This is a genomic window from Vibrio sp. V01_P9A10T6 (assembly GCF_963877065.1).
In the GTDB taxonomy this organism is placed as follows: Bacteria; Pseudomonadota; Gammaproteobacteria; order Enterobacterales; family Vibrionaceae; genus Vibrio; species Vibrio anguillarum.
The window spans coordinates 100837-120063 of the sequence record NZ_CAWNTB010000145.1 but is presented as its reverse complement, the minus strand read 5'-3'; the positions used below and the strand labels follow the sequence as shown (position 1 = coordinate 120063).

General features: G+C 45.3%; 17 protein-coding genes. 8 read left to right on the top strand and 9 right to left on the bottom strand.

The features are described 5' to 3' along the window. Positions 1-57: 57 nt before the first annotated feature. The 8 genes from AACQ21_RS08865 to AACQ21_RS08830 all read left to right on the top strand — a co-directional run bounded on the left by AACQ21_RS08865 (position 58) and on the right by AACQ21_RS08830 (position 10060). Complete coding sequence (locus AACQ21_RS08865) at positions 58-894, top strand: TauD/TfdA dioxygenase family protein (protein WP_181185609.1); 837 nt, start codon at positions 58-60, stop codon at positions 892-894. Beyond that, a complete protein-coding gene (locus AACQ21_RS08860) occupies positions 891-2327 on the top strand; it encodes an FAD-binding protein (RefSeq protein ID WP_105977621.1) in 1437 nt (478 codons plus the stop codon). Before AACQ21_RS08865 ends, AACQ21_RS08860 begins: the two co-directional genes overlap by 4 nt. A gap of 76 nt (positions 2328-2403) precedes the next feature. After that, positions 2404-4146, top strand: a complete 1743-nt coding sequence (locus AACQ21_RS08855; protein ID WP_105977620.1) for an L-tyrosine/L-tryptophan isonitrile synthase family protein — start codon at positions 2404-2406, stop codon at positions 4144-4146. Between the two features lie 310 nt (positions 4147-4456). Then, positions 4457-5035 (top strand): aminodeoxychorismate/anthranilate synthase component II, encoded by a 579-nt coding sequence (locus AACQ21_RS08850; RefSeq protein ID WP_094124143.1) that lies wholly within the window; start codon positions 4457-4459, stop codon positions 5033-5035. A 378-nt stretch (positions 5036-5413) separates the two neighbouring features. Beyond that, complete coding sequence (locus AACQ21_RS08845; protein ID WP_105977619.1) at positions 5414-6625, top strand: aspartate aminotransferase family protein; 1212 nt, start codon at positions 5414-5416, stop codon at positions 6623-6625. A gap of 66 nt (positions 6626-6691) precedes the next feature. Beyond that, the gene (gene astA / locus AACQ21_RS08840; RefSeq protein WP_026028416.1) at positions 6692-7711 is read left to right on the top strand and encodes an arginine N-succinyltransferase; all 1020 of its coding nucleotides are present in this window, start codon (positions 6692-6694) and stop codon (positions 7709-7711) included. A gap of 31 nt (positions 7712-7742) precedes the next feature. Next, positions 7743-9200 (top strand): succinylglutamate-semialdehyde dehydrogenase, encoded by a 1458-nt coding sequence (gene astD / locus AACQ21_RS08835; RefSeq protein ID WP_017046749.1) that lies wholly within the window; start codon positions 7743-7745, stop codon positions 9198-9200. 68 nt (positions 9201-9268) lie between these two features. After that, complete coding sequence (locus tag AACQ21_RS08830) at positions 9269-10060, top strand: DUF1338 domain-containing protein (protein WP_105977618.1); 792 nt, start codon at positions 9269-9271, stop codon at positions 10058-10060. Between the two features lie 75 nt (positions 10061-10135). On the opposite strand, the gene AACQ21_RS08825 is transcribed toward AACQ21_RS08830, so the two are convergent. The 9 genes from AACQ21_RS08825 to AACQ21_RS08785 form a co-directional block, all read right to left on the bottom strand. Further along, positions 10136-10549 (bottom strand): hypothetical protein, encoded by a 414-nt coding sequence (locus tag AACQ21_RS08825; protein WP_017047285.1) that lies wholly within the window; start codon positions 10547-10549, stop codon positions 10136-10138. Positions 10550-10559: 10 nt separating this feature from the next. After that, the gene (locus AACQ21_RS08820) at positions 10560-11741 is read right to left on the bottom strand and encodes a porin (protein WP_017047286.1); all 1182 of its coding nucleotides are present in this window, start codon (positions 11739-11741) and stop codon (positions 10560-10562) included. Positions 11742-11817: 76 nt separating this feature from the next. Further along, a complete protein-coding gene (locus AACQ21_RS08815; RefSeq protein WP_105977616.1) occupies positions 11818-13437 on the bottom strand; it encodes a methyl-accepting chemotaxis protein in 1620 nt (539 codons plus the stop codon). 206 nt (positions 13438-13643) lie between these two features. Further along, positions 13644-14276, bottom strand: a complete 633-nt coding sequence (gene crp / locus AACQ21_RS08810) for a cAMP-activated global transcriptional regulator CRP (protein ID WP_010318741.1) — start codon at positions 14274-14276, stop codon at positions 13644-13646. Positions 14277-14517: 241 nt separating this feature from the next. Continuing rightward, entirely contained in the window at positions 14518-15387 is an 870-nt protein-coding gene (locus AACQ21_RS08805; RefSeq protein WP_010318742.1) for a phosphoribulokinase, read from the bottom strand. 82 nt (positions 15388-15469) lie between these two features. Next, positions 15470-15676, bottom strand: coding sequence for a YheU family protein (locus tag AACQ21_RS08800; RefSeq protein ID WP_010318743.1), 207 nt, complete (start codon positions 15674-15676; stop codon positions 15470-15472). A 59-nt stretch (positions 15677-15735) separates the two neighbouring features. Then, entirely contained in the window at positions 15736-16743 is a 1008-nt protein-coding gene (locus AACQ21_RS08795) for a hydrolase (protein ID WP_105977615.1), read from the bottom strand. 56 nt (positions 16744-16799) lie between these two features. After that, a complete protein-coding gene (locus AACQ21_RS08790; RefSeq protein ID WP_013855908.1) occupies positions 16800-17279 on the bottom strand; it encodes a TIGR02444 family protein in 480 nt (159 codons plus the stop codon). Position 17280: 1 nt separating this feature from the next. Further along, positions 17281-19200 carry an ABC transporter ATP-binding protein gene (locus AACQ21_RS08785; protein WP_013855909.1) on the bottom strand — a complete coding sequence of 640 codons (1920 nt, stop codon included), beginning with the start codon at positions 19198-19200 and terminating at the stop codon, positions 17281-17283. Positions 19201-19227 lie beyond the last annotated feature (27 nt).

Genomic DNA, 19227 nt, shown 5'->3' with positions numbered 1-19227 from the left:
ATGCAATGTTGTTTTATTTCTAACGTTTTATTAAAAATTAATTTAAAGGAACGGGTGATGAATTATCAGGTCACGAAGCTCCACCCTTTTGGAGTAAAAATAGAAGAAAATGGATTAAAAATTCCCATTAGCGAAGTACCAATAGCACTACTGCGTAAACTATTTATTGAGCATCAGTTGGTATTGATACGTGGATTTAAAGCCTTTGAACAGGCCGAGCAATTTGCGGAATATTGCGAGCAATGGGGAGAGATCAGTATTTGGCCATTTGGCAAAGTGTTAGATTTAATTCAAAAAGATCAGCCAAAGGACCATATTTTTGATAGTAGCTATATGCCGCTGCATTGGGATGGCATGTTTCGTCCTCAAGTGCCTGAATATCAGATATTTCAATGTGTTCAAGCGCCATTGCCAGCACAAGGCGGCCGGACGACCTTCACTCATACAACCAAGGCGCTACAGAACGCAACCGAACAGCAGCGCTCATTGTGGCGAAAAGTCACGGGGCACTACCAGCGAGAGATGGAGTTCTATTGCAGTCACACCATTTCCCCGATTATTGCTCAACACCCCTATCACTCACACGAGGTCATTCGTTACGCCGAACCACATTTCGCTGAACGTGGCGATTTGCTAAACCCACCAAATGTGACCTTTAGTGGCATTGATAGTGAGCAAATAGCTGGGTTCCACCGTAGCTTACGTGACGCACTGTATGACCCTCGTCATTTTTATGCTCACGAGTGGCAAAATGATGATGTGGTCATTACGGATAATTTTAACTTACTGCATGGTCGAGAAAGCTTTTTATCGCATACCCCACGTCATATCCGTCGAGTTCAGGTGCTAAGCGATCCACCGTTTGATAACCCAAGTTTGGAGTCTTACCGATGAGTGATTACCACACAGATATTATGATCGTTGGAGCCGGCCCTGTCGGGCTTATGTGCCACTATTTAGCGCAGCGCTGCGGTCTGAACTCACAAATTATTGATAAATCTAATGGGCCACTGGTGGTCGGACGGGCCGATGCGCTTAATGCTCGAACTCTGCAGTTACTTGATATCGTTGACTTATTTGAGCCACTTTACGTGCAAGGCAAACCCTGTAATACCAGTTCGGTATGGGCTGATGGTCAATTTTTGTCACGCCAGTCTCATTGGTGGACAGCTCTGCAAGGCTGCTTCTATCCTCACTTTTTGATGTTGGGGCAAGCACATATTGAAAAAGCGCTAGATAGTGCAGTCAAAGCGCAGAACGCGGCCGTGCGCCGTGGTTTATCTGTGGTCGATATCACTGTTGATGATCAAGGCTGCGTGACGGAACTGAGCAGTGGCGAGCGAGTTCGTTCACGTTACGTGATTGGTGCAGACGGTGGGCGCTCTTTTGTACGTCAGCATTTTTCGATTCCATTTGAAATCGAGAGACCAGAAATTATCTGGGCGGTGATTGATGGTGTTATTGAGTCAGATTTTCCGAAAGTGCCAGAAATCATCGTATTTCAGACTGAGACGTCAGATGTTGCCTGGATTCCACGTGAAGGTGATTTGGATCGTTTTTATATCCGTATGGACACCGAAGAGTTTACTCAGCAAGAGGTTATCGAGCGCATTAACCGAGCAATGTCGCCGCATTCACTGACGTTTAAGCAGGTTGAGTGGTTTTCTTATTTCTCGGTTAAGGAGTCTGTTGCAGAACGGTATGACCACCAGCAACGGGTATTTCTAGCAGGAGATGCCTGCCATATACATTCGGTCAATGGCGGGCAAGGGCTCAATACCGGAGTTGCTGACGCGTTCAATTTGATCTGGAAGCTCAATATGGTGTTGCGTGGTCAGGCATCACCTACGCTGCTGGACAGTTATCAGGCTGAGCGCCAACCAGTGGCTCGCAGTGTGATTGAAAGCTCTGGTGCATTGGTGCGTGCAACTAAATACTCAGAACGAGGAACCCATGCGGAGGACTATGTACAAATCGTTGAACAGCGAGCTGGTAACATCACAGGTATGGGCATTGGGTATGGCAATGGTGGCTTAAACGGTTCTCGAGTGTATGACTTTGAGATGCATAGCGATCAGCAGAGTTGCCGCTTTTATCAATGGCTAGATTACCGCTCCTTTACGCTTCTGTTAACTGGCGATGCTGAGTTACCACCAGAAATTCCTCCGTTTGTGCGTTGCCTTCATCTGTACGATCAAGCGAAGCCTGGGCAGTATTGGAGTGAGAGTTCATTCTACCAGGGGCAGGCTTTACTGATCCGCCCTGATGGTTATATTGCGGCTTTCGCGTCGCTTGCGCACGCGGCTGAACTGTTAGCTGGCCTATAAACTTTTTAACCGGGAGTGAAGGCCGAGGGTTCTGCATCATTCCGTCAATGGTCTTCGCCTTTAATAAGGAAACACTATGCTTGATCATCAACAGCAGCAATGTGTGGATAATATTGCTTTTATTTTATTAGACCAATTATTAGCACAAACAGACGCCACTTTTACTGGGTATCAGAAGTTAAAAATGCAGATAGCTCAGTGTGTCATTGAAAACAAAGTCATTACATTATTACTGCCTGCTTTTCCATGTAAAACGAATAACCTAGATAAGGTATTAGGTTATAAGCCTGACTTGGGTGAATATCGAGTTTTACAAAAATTTGTTAATGCCATTCGTGATATTCAATCTGTCTATTCTCCAGGAGTGATGTTTTACATTTTTTCTGATTATCATACATTTTCTGATTATATTAATGTCGATTTAGAACATCACTACACTTATTCTGATGAATTACGGAATATGGTGGAAAATATGAACGCCAGTGATTGTCTCAAAATTATAAACTTTGAGCACTTCTCTGCGTTTGATGACTTAAATGAATATCAATATTTCAATGGATTAAAGCAGCGCTTTGGTGATGCGGAATATGAGCGTGATTTTGCACGTCTTAAACAGCATGATAATGCAATGCACCATACCTATCTGGGCTTGAAAAAATTCATGCATCAAGATCAGAGATATGCGCTTGCTCCACTGAGTTATAAGAAGCGACGTGAGCGCCTAGCCCTTATGGCTAAAGGAATGATGGTGCAAGGACGTGCACTCGATAATTTCCTCAATACTCATTTGAGCCACGCTATTCGTCTCAGCATTCATGAACACCCAATGCAAGGCAAAAAATATTCGCTGTTTCTTTTTGATGAGCGATCGTTTAAGACGCCTTGGCATACTTGTGTCTTATTTGATGCTTGCCGCGGAGAATTTATTATTGATACGCAGGCCAATCACAAACAACGTGAAGGCGTGATTATTCCCGTAATGCATCAAGGAACGCTGTGGTGTTTACTGCGTTTCAATATCGAAGACGCTAACGAGGCACAGTTGATGCGTGAGGTAAAAGCTACTCTACAAACAGAGCAGTTTGGCTTGACGTTAGAGTCACACCATGGATGCTCACTGACCGCGCTACCGCAGGCTCAAGTGAGCCAATTAGTAAAGGCGTTCTCTGCTGTCTGTTTAAAAGGCTTTAGCCCGTTGCCTCAAGCTTCATTTTGGTCTTCGTGGTTTGCCGGAAATCATGCTCTGCTTCCGGAAGAATATGTTCGGAGTAGTGCATTAGCAGAGCCCAGTTGGTACGGGCTCAAAACACCGTCAACGAGCATAGCGCGTCGCTATTCTTATACTGACATGACTCCTGATGAATGGGCGATTTACTGTTCATCTGCTCCGCTGAAGGTTAACTTACTGGATGCCTCACTGGCTGCGTTGTGTCTTAATGGTCAAGCAAGTGGTTGGCTGAAAAATACCATTGTGCAGTACGATGATACGGCTACTTATCCTGTGATTATGTCGGGGGATTGGGGAATGAATTTACGCTGGAGCCCATCATTGGCGAAGCATATATCGTCGTCGACTGAAATTGACAATATCAATCAAGTAGCCAATGTTTTAACTCCTATTCTTGAACGTTCACAAGTACAGCATGTTTTTGATTTACAACTTGGCGATATATTACTGGTGAATAACCACACCGTACTTCGTTATGGCGTGTTATCCGAAACAGAATTAGCGGTGCGTCAGCCTTATTCGGTAAATTCCCCTTGGCAGCCTCATAACAAACAACCAAGTAGTGAGCATTTACAAGAAAGCCCTGCTTAAATAAACGACATTTTTAGGAAATAAGCATGAAGAGCCAAGTAAGCGGGTTACTTGGCTTTATTTTTATGGATCATTAACTATGGGATAGATTTATTTTATCGTTGTTTCCGTTCTCTTATTCGACCATACGATGAGAAGTGTTACTTTCAAATGAGAGTAAGTAAAATAATGATCACAACCGAACTGGTTACATAATGAACGAATGTGCAAATTGTGTATTTAGCACAGAATCGATAACTTCTTGCCTTTCCAAACCAGTATTGCACAATAGCGCCTCTCGCTGACTTTTACCCAGAGCGTTTTAATTCACATGCTACTTATTATCGATAACTACGATTCGTTTACCTACAACTTGTACCAATACTTCTGTGAGCTGGGAGTTCAAGTGACGGTGGTGCGTAATGATGAAATCGATATCGCTGGCATTGAAGCGCTCAGCCCAACGCATCTGGTGATTTCCCCTGGGCCTTGCACGCCGAATGAGGCGGGAATTTCACTGGCCGCGATTGAACATTTTGCGGGTAAACTACCTATCTTAGGAGTCTGCCTTGGGCATCAAGCCATTGCGCAAGTGTTTGGCGGGCAAGTGGTGCGAGCCAAAAAGGTGATGCATGGTAAAACCTCACCGATCCAACACACCAACCGTGGCCTCTTTCTAGGGCTCAATAACCCGTTAACCGTTACTCGCTACCACTCGTTGGTGGTCAAAGCTGATTCTCTTGCGGACTGTTTTGAGCTCACCGCTTGGACTCAACAGGCCGATGGTTCGATGGACGAAATCATGGGTTACCAACATAAAATACTGCCAATTGATGCCGTGCAGTTTCATCCTGAATCAATTAAAACAGAACAGGGCCATCAACTGCTCGCAAATTTTTTGCGCCGTTGAACCATTCTCAACCGGACTGCGATCACCTTTCTTAACATTTTCCTCATCATTTCTGCTGTTTTTTATCTTTGCAATATTATGCACCATACATCCTGTTGGAATGAGGGATGGCTTGTCGCCTCAAGGCCTTGTTGTGCTTATTTATATTATTTATAAAAAAGTGCTTCATAAAAGAGGTGACTTAATGCATAAATAATCATAAGTAGTGACGATTATCGGTACTTCTGCCGATCTAAAAGAATAAATCACTATTGAAATGGTTAATAATTTGTAAATACAATGCTGCATTAGCTAAAAAGCAAAACAATATCTTCCACTCAAGCGTTTAATAGGAAGATCGCAATCTGCTTGGCATGCGGTATCAAGAGGGAATGTGTAATGACAGTGGAAAATAGTGTAGATCGCAGTCTGTTTGATGAGGTGATGGTCCCTTGTTATAACCCGATGGAAATGATTCCAGTTAAAGGGCAGGGCTCTCGAGTGTGGGATCAACAGGGTCATGAATACATCGACTTTGCTGGCGGTATTGCAGTGAATTGTTTGGGCCATTGCCATCCGGCGATGGTTGATGCGATCACCAAGCAAGCCAATAAGTTGTGGCATCTCAGTAACGTGATGACTAATGAGCCTGCTTTGCGCTTGGCGAAAAAATTAACGCAAGTCAGTTTTGCTGAAAAGGTGTTTTTTGCTAACTCCGGCGCGGAAGCTAATGAAGCGGCGCTCAAACTGGCGCGTCGCTGGGCCGCTGATGTCCATGGTGAACAAAAATCAGAAATCATCGCCTTTAACCAAGGCTTCCACGGCCGCACTTTCTTTACAGTGACGGTCGGGGGGCAAGCGACTTATTCCGATGGATTTGGTCCTAAACCTGCGGATGTTACCCACCTACCGTATAACGATATTGAAGCGTTGCAAGCACACATCTCTGATCGCACTTGTGCGGTAATGATGGAACCCTTGCAAGGCGAGGGTGGCATTGTGTCGCCTTCGGCTGAGTTTGTCCAAGCCGTGCGTGAATTGTGCAATAAGCACAACGCCCTGTTGATCTTTGATGAAGTGCAAACCGGTAATGGCCGCACTGGTGAGTTCTATGCTTATCAAGGATTGGGCGTCACGCCGGATATTTTAAGTACCGCGAAATCACTCGGTGGCGGCTTCCCTATTGGCGCTATGCTCACCACAAACGAATTAGCCGCGCATTTTAAAGTGGGCACTCACGGTTCGACTTATGGTGGCAACCCACTGGCTTGCGCGGTAGCAGAAGCGGTAGTTAATGTGGTTAGCCAGCCAGAAACCTTGGCTGGCGTGAAAGAGCGTGAAGCGCTCTTTCGTGAAGGATTGGCTAACATTAATGAGAAGTACCACATTTTTAGTGAAATCCGTGGTAAAGGTCTACTGCTTGGCGCGGCATTAAATGAGCAGTGGCAAGGTCGCGCTCGCGATATCCTACAAGCCGCGGGCAAGCAAGGTTTACTGGTGTTGGTTGCGGGTATGAACGTGGTTCGTATGACGCCTTCATTAGTGATCACCAAACAAGAAATAGAAGAAGGCTTAGCAAGATTAGATAAAGCTATTGCATCACTCATGTAGTGAAAAAGCCTAGCAGCCCAAGGTAGGATGCCTTGGGCCACTTCAAGCATCTGGAGGGAAGTATTGATGCTAGTTGTTCGCCCTATCGCAATGTCGGACTACGATGCGCTACACACATGCGCTATTGAATCCGGTCACGGGTTTACATCACTACCCGTGAATGAAAAGCTCTTAACCAACCGTATTACTCATTCTGAATACAGCTTCGCTAAACCCGACGTCTCAGAGCCAGGAGATGAAGGTTACCTGATGGTCGGTTTTGATTCTGAAACCGGTGAGGTAGCAGGGACGACTGGCGTTGAAGCATCGATTGGCCATGACGTGCCGTTCTATTCTTATCACATCAGCACGATCGTGCATTCGTCGCCTAAGCTGAAGGTTAACAATACCGTCAAGTTGCTTACTTTTGGTAATAACTACACTGGATGCAGTGAAATTTGTACGCTTTTTTTACGCCCAGATTTTCGTCAAGGGTTGAATGGGCGTTTGATGTCGAAATGCCGTTTTCTGATGATGGCGGAACACCCACATCGTTTTTCTAAAACCATCTTTGCTGAAATGCGTGGTGTGTCTGATGCCGAAGGCAACTCGCCCTTTTGGCAATGGCTGCAAGAGCATTTTTTCTCGATTGATTTCACTATGGCTGATTATTTAACCGGCATTGGTAAAAAAGGGTTTATTGCTGATCTGATGCCCAAACTGCCGATTTACGTCAACTTATTGAGTAAAGAGGCACAGGCGGTGATTGGTCAAGTGCATGACAATACCCGTCCAGCGTTAACGCTACTCGAGCGCGAAGGATTCACCTGCCGTAACTATGTAGACATTTTTGATGCAGGTCCAACGGTTGAGTGCGATTTGCGCAATATCGAATCCGTACGTCACTCGGTGCGAGCTAAAGTGGAAGTGGCCGAGCATTCAAGCTCGCAAGATTATCTTATCTGCAATAGCTCGTTTGAAAACTTTCGTGCTACTGCTGCAAAAGGTGCTTATAACCGCGAAACGGAAACGGTGATCATCTCACCTAAAGTGGCGCAAGCTCTATTGGTTGATAGTGGTGATTTTGTTCGAATTTTGGCGCAGTAAAATAGGTACATTGGAAGGTAAGGATTAACAGATGACTCAGTGGATTGCAGGTGAATGGTTAGCTGGACAAGGCGAGGCAATGCTTTCGCTTAGCCCCTATAACAATGAGACGATTTGGCAGGGCGATAGCGCCACACCCGCGCAAGTAGAAGCTGCGGTAACGGCGGCAAGAGTCGCATTTATAGAGTGGAAAAAACGTCCTTTTGTTGAGCGTGAGCAATATGTCTTAGCCTTCGCTGAAAAAGTGAAACAGCGCAGTGAAGAGCTTGCGCAGATCATCGCCAAAGAGACAGGAAAGCCACTCTGGGAAACGCGTACTGAAGCGGCAGCGGTGGCGGGTAAAATCGCTATATCCATTCGAGCTTATCATGATCGCACTGGTGAAAACACACGCGAAGCAGCGGGTAATCAACTGGTATTGCGTCATCGTCCATTGGGCGTTCTTGCGGTTTTTGGTCCGTATAATTTCCCTGCCCACCTGCCGAATGGTCATATTGTGCCTGCACTTTTAGCGGGTAATACGGTTGTGTTTAAACCTTCAGAGCAGACTCCGTGGACTGGTGAGTTTGTGATGAAGTTGTGGCAAGAAGCAGGCCTACCTGCGGGTGTACTTAACCTAGTGCAGGGCGCGAAGGAAACGGGTATTGCGCTTGCTCAGGCCAAAGGCATTGATGGCCTTCTTTTTACTGGCAGCGCCAATACAGGTCATTTACTCCATCGCCAGTTTGCTGGGCAGCCGGGGAAAATGCTGGCTTTAGAAATGGGCGGCAACAACCCAATGGTTATCTCCAAGCAGTATGGCGAGCTTGATGCGGCAGTGTATACCATTATTCAATCCGCATTTTTAAGTGCAGGCCAGCGGTGTACCTGTGCGCGGCGTCTTTATGTTCCAGAGGGAAATGAAGGCGATCGATTGCTTGAAAAGCTGGTCAGTGCCACTCAAAAATTGCGTATTGATCACCCCTTTGCTGAGCCAGCACCTTTTATGGGGCCACAAATATCACAAGCGGCGGCGCAGTTCATTCTTGCTGCTCAGGACAATTTACGCGCCTTGGGTGGCGTCAGCTTGCTGGCCGCGACGCCTTTGCAGGCGGCGTTTGTCACTCCGGGCATTATTGATGTCACCGCAGTTAGCCAATTGCCTGATGAAGAGTATTTCGGACCATTGTTACAAGTCGTGCGTTACCAAAGCTTAGAGCAAGCGGTACAACTGGCTAATGAAACTCGCTTTGGTTTATCGGCAGGCTTAGTGTCGACCAATGATGCCGAATGGGACTACTTTGTCGATCATATCCGCGCTGGCATTGTAAATCGTAATCGACAATTAACCGGAGCCAGTGGTGATGCACCGTTTGGTGGGCCGGGAGCGTCGGGAAATTTAAGACCAAGCGCCTATTACGCGGCCGATTACTGCGCATACCCAATGGCATCAATGGAAGGCCGTTCGACAGAACTGCCTGCCACGCTCAGCCCCGGGGTTGAGTTATAGCAGTAAACTTTATCTAAAACCCCATGCCTACTAGCATGGTTTAAACCGAACACAGACAAGGAGGCGTTATGACGCCAACCGTTTTATTTCAATCATTATGGAATGACTACATTCAGCGCCTTTGCCCTTCTGCCGACAAAGTCCATCACTTGCTTCAAGAAGAGGAAGCGTTGATTAATGACCATATTGCGTTGCGAACCTTCAATGTTGCACCATTAGGTATTGAAACGCTGGCTAAGCCTTTTCTTGCCTTAGGCTACGTTGCCTGTGGTGATTATGTGTTTGAAAGTAAGAAGCTGGTAGCGAAGCACTATGAACACCCTGATCCGACCCAGCCTAAAGTATTCATAAGCGAGCTGAAAGTGGAAGAGTGCTCACCTGCACTCCAAGCCATTGTGGAGAAGCTGGTACATCAAGTCGATAGCAATAAATTAAACAGCAGTGACTTTTTATATGGCGGTCGCCTGTGGCAACTAAGCTACAGCGATTATTTGCAGCTTACCAAGGAAAGTGAATACGCCGCTTGGTTGGCGGCGCATGGCTATGGCGCAAACCATTTCACTGTTAGTGTTAATCAACTGCAGGCGTTTAATGAAGTGAAAGCGGTCAATGATCACTTACGCCAAGCGGGTTTTACCATCAATGAAAATGGTGGAGAAGTGAAAGGTACACCTGATGTGCTGCTTGAGCAGTCGTCGACCATGGCCGATAAAGTACCGGTGCAATTTACGGAAGGGGTGGAGGTGATTCCCGGTGGATTCTATGAATTTGCCAAACGCTATCCAATGGCCAACGGTGAACTCTATAGCGGCTTTGTGGCGGCCTCTGCAGATAAGATATTTGAAAGCACAAATAGCTAACAATAAGGGCTGATAAAGACACAGGCCAGTGGCATTACCTCCACTGGCCTTTTTTACAACAAAAGTAGCTTAGATTTAAGGTGTGTAAACCACTTTGACTTGGTCTGTGACTTCGCTTGAGTCGATATAACCAATTGCTGCTGCATTTTGGCTCACTTCAGCGATAGCTGCGGCACTTGAAGCAACGGTTTTGGGTGGGTTAGCTTTGCCAGTAAAAACCAATTTTGCCCAATAAGCTTGTAGCTGAGACTCTGATTTATTCGTGACCTTTTCGTGAAACTCAATGCGTATCGGCGTACCATCAGCGTACTCAATCACAATCGGTTCAGTGCCATTCGGGAGCTGTTTTAATTTGCCTAAAAATAGCTTTTTCACATCACTATCGCTTAGTTGGTCAACACCACTCAGGTTACTTATCACAACAGGTGCAGAGAATGCAGACAATGACAAGGTCGATAAGCTCAAGAGCATTAAGATAGTTTTAATCATTCTGCACTCCTTAAAAAACGCCATCAAGGCGAATAGAGTAAATCAAAGAGTCATCTTCTAATGCTTTGCCTGTATTGCCAAAGTTAGTACTACCGATGAGGCCTGAGGTATCACCAAAATTATCGATCATAGTGACATCTGCTTTAATGGATAAGTTAGAGAGCAAGTCATAACGGACACCAGCGGAGTATGCATTACGCTCTGCATCGAACAACCAAGCGCTTGGAATATTGGCTGTGCCAGTATTGATCAACTTACCGATGCGCTCGTCGTCATCTTTGGTTCTAAGTGTTGCTACGCTAACATAAGGCACCCAAGACTGAATCCGATAACCTAAGGTTGCATACGCGGAGTCGACATCTGAATATTGTCCTTCGACTTCGGTACGAGTTAGCTCTGTGACAAAGAGCAGTGAGCCATTGTCATAGCTTAAGCCTGTACCATAGAATTTAGCGATAGTATCTGGAGCGACAACTTGTTTAAATACGCTGTGTCCTGATGTGATTTTTGTCGTGCCGTAGACGGCTCGTATGGTTAGATAATCGTAATTCCAACCTAGACTGGCGCCATACATATAGTTGTATTCTGTATTATTGTCAGACGTTTTACTTTGGCCTGCAAAGGCTTGTAAGTAGAGGGTTGACTCATCCATTTCCACGTCATAGGCGATATCACCGCCTAAGTAAGAGTTGAATGGCACATTGCCATAAACTTCAACGGGCGGTCGAGCCCAGGGCTGGGCAAAGCCTACATCAATATAATCAGAGTACATATAGAGAGGTACACGCAACTTACCCGCTCTGACGGTAACGTAGTTATCAAATGTGTGTTTGAGATAAGCCCATTCTATGTCGGGTGAGAAGTCATCACTGCCACGTGCGATTAACTGAGTGACGAAACTGGTTTTATCCGCCAAACTAAACTCGGCTTGAAGCCCAACTAAACTCAGTTCATCAAAGCTATAACTGTCTCTGGAACTTGCATAGCCTAGCTTGTTACTCGAACGAGTCACTCCCACACTAAAGAACCCATTGAATTTGATACTGTCTTGCCAGCTACTGCTGGATGAGCTTTTCAGTATCGCCAATTCATTTTCTAGCTGCGAAACTCGTGCTTCAACCGATTCATCGGCGATACTAAGCCCGGGTAATAGCATTAGGGCAGGGTAAAGGCTGTATTTTGCTTTTATCATGATTACTCCTATGTATCGAAAATGGCATCATGCCGTTCACTTTCACATACTGCAGAGAGTGAGTTTTACTGAGAATTTAAACTTTATATTGTCGAATAACCTCGCTGAGGTTTTGTGTGACGCTTTGGATGTCCGTACTGATCCCATCCAGTGCTCGAGAGCCGTCAGACACTGAGCGGGAGATTTCATCCATATCTTGTATGTTGTCGAAAATGATTTTTGAAGTGCGGTTTTGTTCTTCTGTCGCGGCGGCAATTTGTTGGTTGAGCTGAACAATACTTTTAACTTTCTCCGTGATATTGACCAAAGCCACTCCAGATTGCTCAGACTCAGATACTGTATTGGAGGCACTTTGTTGTCCTTTGGTCATGGCATCCACAACTAATGATGAGCCCTTTTGTATTTTTTCAAGAACTTGTTGAATTTCTTCAGTAGAGGATTGAGTGCGAGAGGCTAAAGTCCGAACTTCATCGGCAACCACGGCGAACCCTCGCCCTTGTTCACCAGCTCGAGCAGCTTCTATCGCGGCATTTAAGGCAAGTAAATTCGTTTGCTCGGCAATGCTGCGGATTGTGTTTAAGATCACTCCCGCATTATTGGTATAAGATTCGAGCTCATTTACCACTTGAGCGGCTTGGTTGACGTCTTTGGCTAAGTGTTCAATCGAGACAATCGTGCTTTCTACAACTGCGCTGCCAGTTTGCGCCGTATCATTTGCTGAAGTGGCTTCTGAAGAAGCGAATGCTGCATTTTCAGCAATAGAGGTCACGCTATCGGAAAGAGAGTTCACCGCAGAAGAGACCGATTGCATGATGTTTTCTTGAGAGCGAACTTGTTGTGACGTGTTGGAACTGGTACTAGAAAGCCGTGATGAAACACTTTCTAAAGTGGCAATGGTTTCACGAGTTGAATTTAAACTTTTATGTATTTTAGAAATGAATTGGTTAAACCAATATACTAAATCGGCTACTTCATCACGGCCATTATAATTAATACGAACCGTGAGGTCGCCTTCCCCTTCGGCTATTTCTCTTAGCGATCCGGTGACTTGTTCAATTGAGCTAACTACGCTTTTTATTACGACCAATGCCACGATAATTAAGACGAGAATAGTTACCGCCCCTAAACCTATGCCGATGTGAATGGAACGTTGAGCCGATGAAATCGTCTCCTCTACGGTTTGATTGAAATCGACATTACTGGCTTCAACTAACGCTTTAAATTCACTATTTAATTGTTCTAAAAATTCGTTCGACTGTTTTGCTCTGGCAGGTAAAGTCGCAAAATCTGTGCTGCCATCAATAAGTGATGCTGCAATATCAAACGCAATTTCTTGATAGCTATTGAGTAATCTCTTTAGGTTCTCAACGAGAGCCGCGTGTTGAGGTGACACTCTTTTTAAATTATTGAGCTCCTCATTGATTAAGTTTAAGTAGTTTTTAGCGCTGTCCATCAGTTCATCATCACCAGTGCTAACCGCAGTTTGCAGTGCTTGGTCTAGATTTTTTATAGTATTGCGAGCATTAGTTACTGAGCTTAATGCGGGGAAATATTCATCGCGTATCTGCTCAATACTGAGTTGAGTCTGGGTTTGAACTTGGTATTGTTGAAATAAAAATACGGCAAACCCGACAATGGCAATAATAGATAGAATTCCTACCTTATGCTTTATTTTTAATTTATGAGCAATATCCATATTTCCCACCATTCACATCGAGATTATTACGTACTATGTCAATACGTTAGGTATTTTTATCTGTGAAATTAGTATAGTTCAGATTTTTTTAAGTGATGAACGGATGAGAGATAATTTAAGCGAATGGAAATAATTCAAAGAGTTGGCGAAATAAAAAAAAGAGCCAGTAAAACTGGCTCTTTAATCAAGGTGTTTGCGTTTGAGAATTAACGAGTTCCGTACACCACGATAGTTTTACCGTGGGCAGAAATTAAATTCTGCTCTTCGAGCATCTTCAAAATACGTCCCACAGTTTCACGAGAACAGCCTACAATTTGGCCGATCTCTTGACGGGTGATTTTGATTTGCATGCCATCTGGGTGCGTCATTGCATCAGGTTGTTTCGCTAGGTTGAGTAGCGTTTGTGCAATACGACCCGTCACGTCTAGGAAGGCTAAATCACCCACTTTTTGACTGGTGACTTGCAGGCGTCGAGAAATTTGTGCAGACAGACGCATTAAGATGTCTGGGTTCACTTGGATAAGCTGACGGAATTTCTTAAATGAAATTTCCGCAACTTCACAAGGAGATTTTGCACGAACCCAAGCAGTACGCTCTTGGTCTTCTTCGAATAGACCAAGCTCACCGATAAAGTCACCTTGGTTGAGGTAAGAGAGGATCATCTCTTTACCTTCTTCGTCTTTAATCAATACCGCTACTGAGCCTTTGACGATGTAGTACAGCGTCTCTGCTTTTTCGCCCGCATGAATCAACGTGCTTTTCGATGGGTATTTATGAATATGACAGTGTGAAAGAAACCACTCTAGTGTTGGATCGGTTTGAGGTTTACCTAGAACCATAATATCTCACTTCCTCTGCAGGGTACGCTTGCCGCTTTCCATATTGTAGCTAAGCCTAAAATAAGCTTACTAGGATAAGAGCACTTTCCAAATGCTGCAAGCTAACTTGTGTTTCGGTTAAGGATAGTATCCTTTTTCAGAAACGATTTCTTGATTTTAATCGTGTCAGTGGCATGATTTTTTACGCAAAACTGTGCACATGATCACGGTATGAAAAGTAACCGTCAACTTGTCCGATCACTTAGCCAATTTTACCTGTTTCAATCAATTGTTGCAGGATCGGTCTGACGATCAATTCCATCGCAAAACTCATCTTGCCACCCGGCACCACAATGGTGTTGTGGCGCGACATAAAAGAGCCATCAATCATGGCGAGCAGATAGGGGAAATCAACATTCTTTATACCGCGCAGGCGTATCACGACGAAGCTTTCATCCAAACTAGGGATGCCCTTGGCGTTAAGTGGGTTTGAAGTATCAACCGTCGGTACCCGTTGGAAGTTGATGTGAGTTCGTGAGAATTGGGGGGTGATGTAATTGAGGTAATCATCCATCGAACGGACGATGGAATCCATCACCGCTTCACGTGAATGGCCTCGATCACGAGTATCACGCACGTACTTTTGTATCCACTCAAGGTTAACGATTGGCACCATGCCTATCAAAAAATCGACATGCTGCGCGACGTTTACATCGCCATCGACTACACCGCCATGCAGACCTTCGTAAAACATCACATCCGAGTTTTCTGGTAAATCTTGCCAAGGTGTAAAGGTGCCGGGCATTTGATTGTAGGGCACAGCTTCGTCAAAAGAGTGTAGATAGCGGCGAACTTGGCCTGTGCCTAATTTCCCATATTGGCGGAAAAATTCTTCCAATGCAGGAAAATCATTGGCTTGTGGACCAAAGTAACTGATGTGCTTCCCTTGTTCGCGCGCTTTACGAATTTCCACATCCATTTCTGGCCGTGTAAAACGATGGAAGCTATCCCCTTCAACCCATGCTGGTTTAATGTTCATCATATTGAACATTTTGCGAAAGGCTTCTGAGGTCGTAGTTGTACCGGCACCGGACGAGCCGGTGACAGCGATAATTGGATGTTTTGCTGACATGACAAACCCTGTCTGTATGTAACGTACTTGTTATCGATGGCTGCAATATAGCACGAAAAGAGTAGATTGTTTTGAGCTGAAATTATTTACGCAATTGAATATCCACACTTTCATGCAACTCAGAATAGACGATGATCGCCTCCCCTGTTGCGAGCTGTTTCTTTATTTGCTCGATTTTTTGCTGCAATGGTACTTCCTGCTCTCCGTAATCAGTACCTTCGCGTAATACAAACGTTTCAATCAAATTATCCAGTGTTTCAGGCGCAATGTGCTGCCAAGGAATAAGCATGACGACCTCTTAAACTGTCATGGAGAAAAGGGTATCGATTTAAAGCGATATGTGATTAATCATGCGTTGCATTGATGGTCAATAGGGTTGCCGTGACGCAGGTTTTCGTAATAGGTTGGAAGTGCTTCTTCGAGCCAAAATTTAGGCTTAAGCGCGCTACCGCTGAGAAAACCGACATGGCCACCTTGAGTAAATAAGCGGTAATGGATGTTCTCTGGTAAGGAAAATTTGGGGATCACGGCATCCGTCATAAAGGGATCATCTTGCGCTTGAATGATTTGTAGCGGCACGCGAATTTGTGTCAACTTTGAAAGGCCTGAGCACTGCAGGTAGTAATCCTGCGCATCTTGAAAACCATGCAAAGGCGCGGTGATGAGATCGTCAAATTCGTAAAGTTTTTTGATGTGTTTAATTTGATGGTTAGAAATACCTAACTCATTATGTAAAAGATGCTGTTTCTTTAGTGCATTTTTTTTCAATGATGTCAGTAAGTAAGCGTGATAAACCTTTGAAAATCCCTGTTCAATGCGTGTGGAACACGCTGCCAGATCGAGCGGAGCGGAGACAACGGTTGCTGCGCTAACGATCGGGTCGTGATTATATTGTGCTAAGTAATTAACCAACATATTGCCGCCAAGAGAAATGCCCACTGCCACGATAGGTCGATTCGGGCATTGCTTGCGTATGTATTCGAGCACAAAGCGTGCATCTTCAACTTCACCAGAATGGTAAGCACGTGCCAGATGGTTCGGTTTGCCGCTACAGCCGCGAAAATGCATCATGACCGATAACCACCCCTGCTGTGCGAAGGCGTACATTAAGCCATTGGCATACGGGCTATGAAAACTGCCTTCTAAGCCATGAAACAAGATAAATAGGGGTTTATTTTGTACTCGCTCTGAGCGCCAATCATCACTCCAAGCAAGGTCTAAAAAATCACCATCAGGTGTAAACAGCGTTTGCCACAGCGGCTCAAAACGTGCGCGTTTGCGCAACAAACGAGGAAGCAGAGTCTGAAGGTGTGGATTTGTTAGTCCAGTAGCAGCGATAAATGAAGTCATAACCATAGCGTATTATTTTTATGAATTGCGACCAGTATACACCGAGCGAGCAATTGATGTAGTTACGGTTTTTGAGAATGAGGCGCCGGGGTTTTAAAAGCGAGATGCAAATGCTCACAGCCAAGCTGGCGACAGTAACGCAGCGTTAATTGTTCATCATGGTTATTCTGCAATGCCAATGCGTTGATACATTCCACAAGGTCAGCTTGCTGCTGCTTTTCAAGCTGCAGCTCAAATTGCAGCGCCTCGCGGTACAGCGTATCTGGCACCATGCTTTTCAAACGTCGTCTTAACTCTCGGTAACTGTGCAGCAGCGCTTCTGAACGACCGATACATTGAGTGACATTTTGCCAGTCAGCATCGGCAACCGTCACTTGTTGCTCATCAAGCCATTTGAGTAGCAGCAATAAGTTGACGTTGCCGTGGAAGTTATTTTGTAAACTTAAGCACGCCTCTTTCACTTCTCGCACGCTGTAGTATTGCAAACTGAATTGCCATAAGCGTTCTAAGGTCAGTGATAATCGTACGTGCTCTTGGCTCATCTTAGCGACTGAATTCCTGCTCTAGTTGTTCGAGTGTCTCTTGTTCCGACATCCATTCCATTTCGATCGCTTCAAGTGCCGATTTACTGCGAGCTTGAAGCGCAATCACTTCGGTAAGTTTAGCTTTGTTTTCGGCTTCATACAGCGAAGTATCAGACAATTGCGCTTCAGTTTGCGCCAGTGCCGCGTTCAATGTGTCCATTTTCGCTTCGAGTTGTGTCAGTTTTTTGCGAATTGGTGCGGTTTGGATGCGAAATTCCGCTTCTCGGCGCTTTTGATCTTTTTTGGCTGCGGCACTGTTGCTGCTGTCTTTGGCAGGTTGCTGAGATTGAACTTCTCTACGTTCCGCTTTCTGCTGTTCTGTCAGCCACTTGTAGTAGTCGGTCAAATCCCCATCGAAAGGCGCGACTTGACGATCGTGCACCAAGTACAAGTCATCGGTGGTTGCGCGCAGTAGATAGCGATCATGGCTGACGATGACCATCGCGCCTTCAAAGGTTTGCAGGGCAAACGTTAGGGCTTGACGCATATCCAAGTCTAAGTGGTTGGTGGGTTCATCAAGCAGCAGCAAGTTCGGTTTTTGCCACACAATTAGCGCAAGCACTAAGCGAGCCTTTTCACCCCCGGAAAACGGAGCGATTTTCTCTAGCGCTTTGTCGCCTTGGAAACCAAAACTACCCAGATAATTACGTAGCTCAAGTTCGTTTTTATCTGGGGCGATTTGCATCATGTGCTGCAGAGGGGTCTCTTCTGGATGCAGTGTTTCTAACTGATGCTGGGCAAAGTAACCAATTTTTACACCTTGCGAATAAGTGAGATCGCCGCCTTGCGGTTTTAACTCACCGGAGAGCAATTTAATTAATGTTGATTTACCCGCACCGTTACGCCCGAGTAATCCAATACGGCTTCCCGGTACAAGGTTGAGGCGAATTTTTTCTAAAATTAAACGTTCACCATACCCGGCGTAGACTTCGTCCATCATCATGATTGGGTTAGGCAGTGCTGAAGGCTCTCGAAATTCGAAATTAAATGGGTTATCAAATTGAGCTGGCAGCACTTTTTCCATTCGTTCCAACGCTTTGATACGACTTTGTGCTTGGCGAGCTTTGGAGGCCTTGTAGCGGAAACGGTCGATGTAGCTTTGCATGTGCACCATCTGCTTTTGCTGCTTCTGGTACATGGCTTGCTGCAAGATCAGTTTTTGCGCCCGTTGATTTTCAAACGATGAGTAGTTTCCGGTGTATTCATTCATGGTTTGATTTTCGATATGGATGATGCGTCCGACGATCGGATCAAGAAAATCGCGGTCATGGGAAATCAAGATCAAGGTGCCGGGATAGTTTTGTAACCAACGTTCAAGCCACATGACGGCGTCCAAATCCAAGTGGTTGGTTGGTTCATCAAGCAGCAGTAAATCCGATCGGCACAACAGCGCTTGCGCTAAGTTTAAGCGCATCCGCCAACCACCCGAAAATTGCGTTAAACTCCATCCCATCTGTTCTTGGCTAAACCCCAAACCATCAAGCAGTTCAGAAGCGCGGGCGCGAATACTGTATCCGCCGATGGTTTCAATTTTTCCATGCAGCTCTGCAACCAAGGTTCCTTGGTCTGCCTCTTCAGCAACGCTGAGGCGTCGTTCTAATTCACGATATTCACGATCGCCATCGATGACATATTCAATCGCATTACGATCAAGAGCCGGAGTTTCTTGGGCAACCCAAGCCAGTTCCCAGTGAGCTGGTTTACTGAAGGAGCCAGCGTCAATAGATAGCTCATCTTTGAGTAGGGCAAAGAGCGTTGATTTGCCACAGCCATTTTTGCCTACTAGGCCAACTTTATCGCCCGGCTGGATAGTTGCAGAGGCCTTTTCAAGGAGCGGTTTACCGCCGCGCAGTAATTGAATATCAGAGAAGGTAATCATAAAAATCTATTTTTCATATCGAGACGT

What these genes read in the sequence shown, in the direction of transcription:
- AACQ21_RS08850 (WP_094124143.1), top strand. Translation starts at nt 4,457, where the DNA reads ATGCTACTTATTATCGATAACTACGATTCGTTTACCTACAACTTGTAC.
- AACQ21_RS08790 (WP_013855908.1), bottom strand. Translation starts at nt 17,279, where the DNA reads ATGAGCCAAGAGCACGTACGATTATCACTGACCTTAGAACGCTTATGG.
- astA (WP_026028416.1), top strand. Translation starts at nt 6,692, where the DNA reads ATGCTAGTTGTTCGCCCTATCGCAATGTCGGACTACGATGCGCTACAC.
- AACQ21_RS08855 (WP_105977620.1), top strand. Translation starts at nt 2,404, where the DNA reads ATGCTTGATCATCAACAGCAGCAATGTGTGGATAATATTGCTTTTATT.
- AACQ21_RS08815 (WP_105977616.1), bottom strand. Translation starts at nt 13,437, where the DNA reads ATGGATATTGCTCATAAATTAAAAATAAAGCATAAGGTAGGAATTCTA.
- AACQ21_RS08795 (WP_105977615.1), bottom strand. Translation starts at nt 16,743, where the DNA reads ATGGTTATGACTTCATTTATCGCTGCTACTGGACTAACAAATCCACAC.
- AACQ21_RS08820 (WP_017047286.1), bottom strand. Translation starts at nt 11,741, where the DNA reads ATGATAAAAGCAAAATACAGCCTTTACCCTGCCCTAATGCTATTACCC.
- astD (WP_017046749.1), top strand. Translation starts at nt 7,743, where the DNA reads ATGACTCAGTGGATTGCAGGTGAATGGTTAGCTGGACAAGGCGAGGCA.
- AACQ21_RS08825 (WP_017047285.1), bottom strand. Translation starts at nt 10,549, where the DNA reads ATGATTAAAACTATCTTAATGCTCTTGAGCTTATCGACCTTGTCATTG.
- crp (WP_010318741.1), bottom strand. Translation starts at nt 14,276, where the DNA reads ATGGTTCTAGGTAAACCTCAAACCGATCCAACACTAGAGTGGTTTCTT.
- AACQ21_RS08830 (WP_105977618.1), top strand. Translation starts at nt 9,269, where the DNA reads ATGACGCCAACCGTTTTATTTCAATCATTATGGAATGACTACATTCAG.
- AACQ21_RS08865 (WP_181185609.1), top strand. Translation starts at nt 58, where the DNA reads ATGAATTATCAGGTCACGAAGCTCCACCCTTTTGGAGTAAAAATAGAA.
- AACQ21_RS08785 (WP_013855909.1), bottom strand. Translation starts at nt 19,200, where the DNA reads ATGATTACCTTCTCTGATATTCAATTACTGCGCGGCGGTAAACCGCTC.
- AACQ21_RS08805 (WP_010318742.1), bottom strand. Translation starts at nt 15,387, where the DNA reads ATGTCAGCAAAACATCCAATTATCGCTGTCACCGGCTCGTCCGGTGCC.
- AACQ21_RS08860 (WP_105977621.1), top strand. Translation starts at nt 891, where the DNA reads ATGAGTGATTACCACACAGATATTATGATCGTTGGAGCCGGCCCTGTC.
- AACQ21_RS08800 (WP_010318743.1), bottom strand. Translation starts at nt 15,676, where the DNA reads ATGCTTATTCCTTGGCAGCACATTGCGCCTGAAACACTGGATAATTTG.
- AACQ21_RS08845 (WP_105977619.1), top strand. Translation starts at nt 5,414, where the DNA reads ATGACAGTGGAAAATAGTGTAGATCGCAGTCTGTTTGATGAGGTGATG.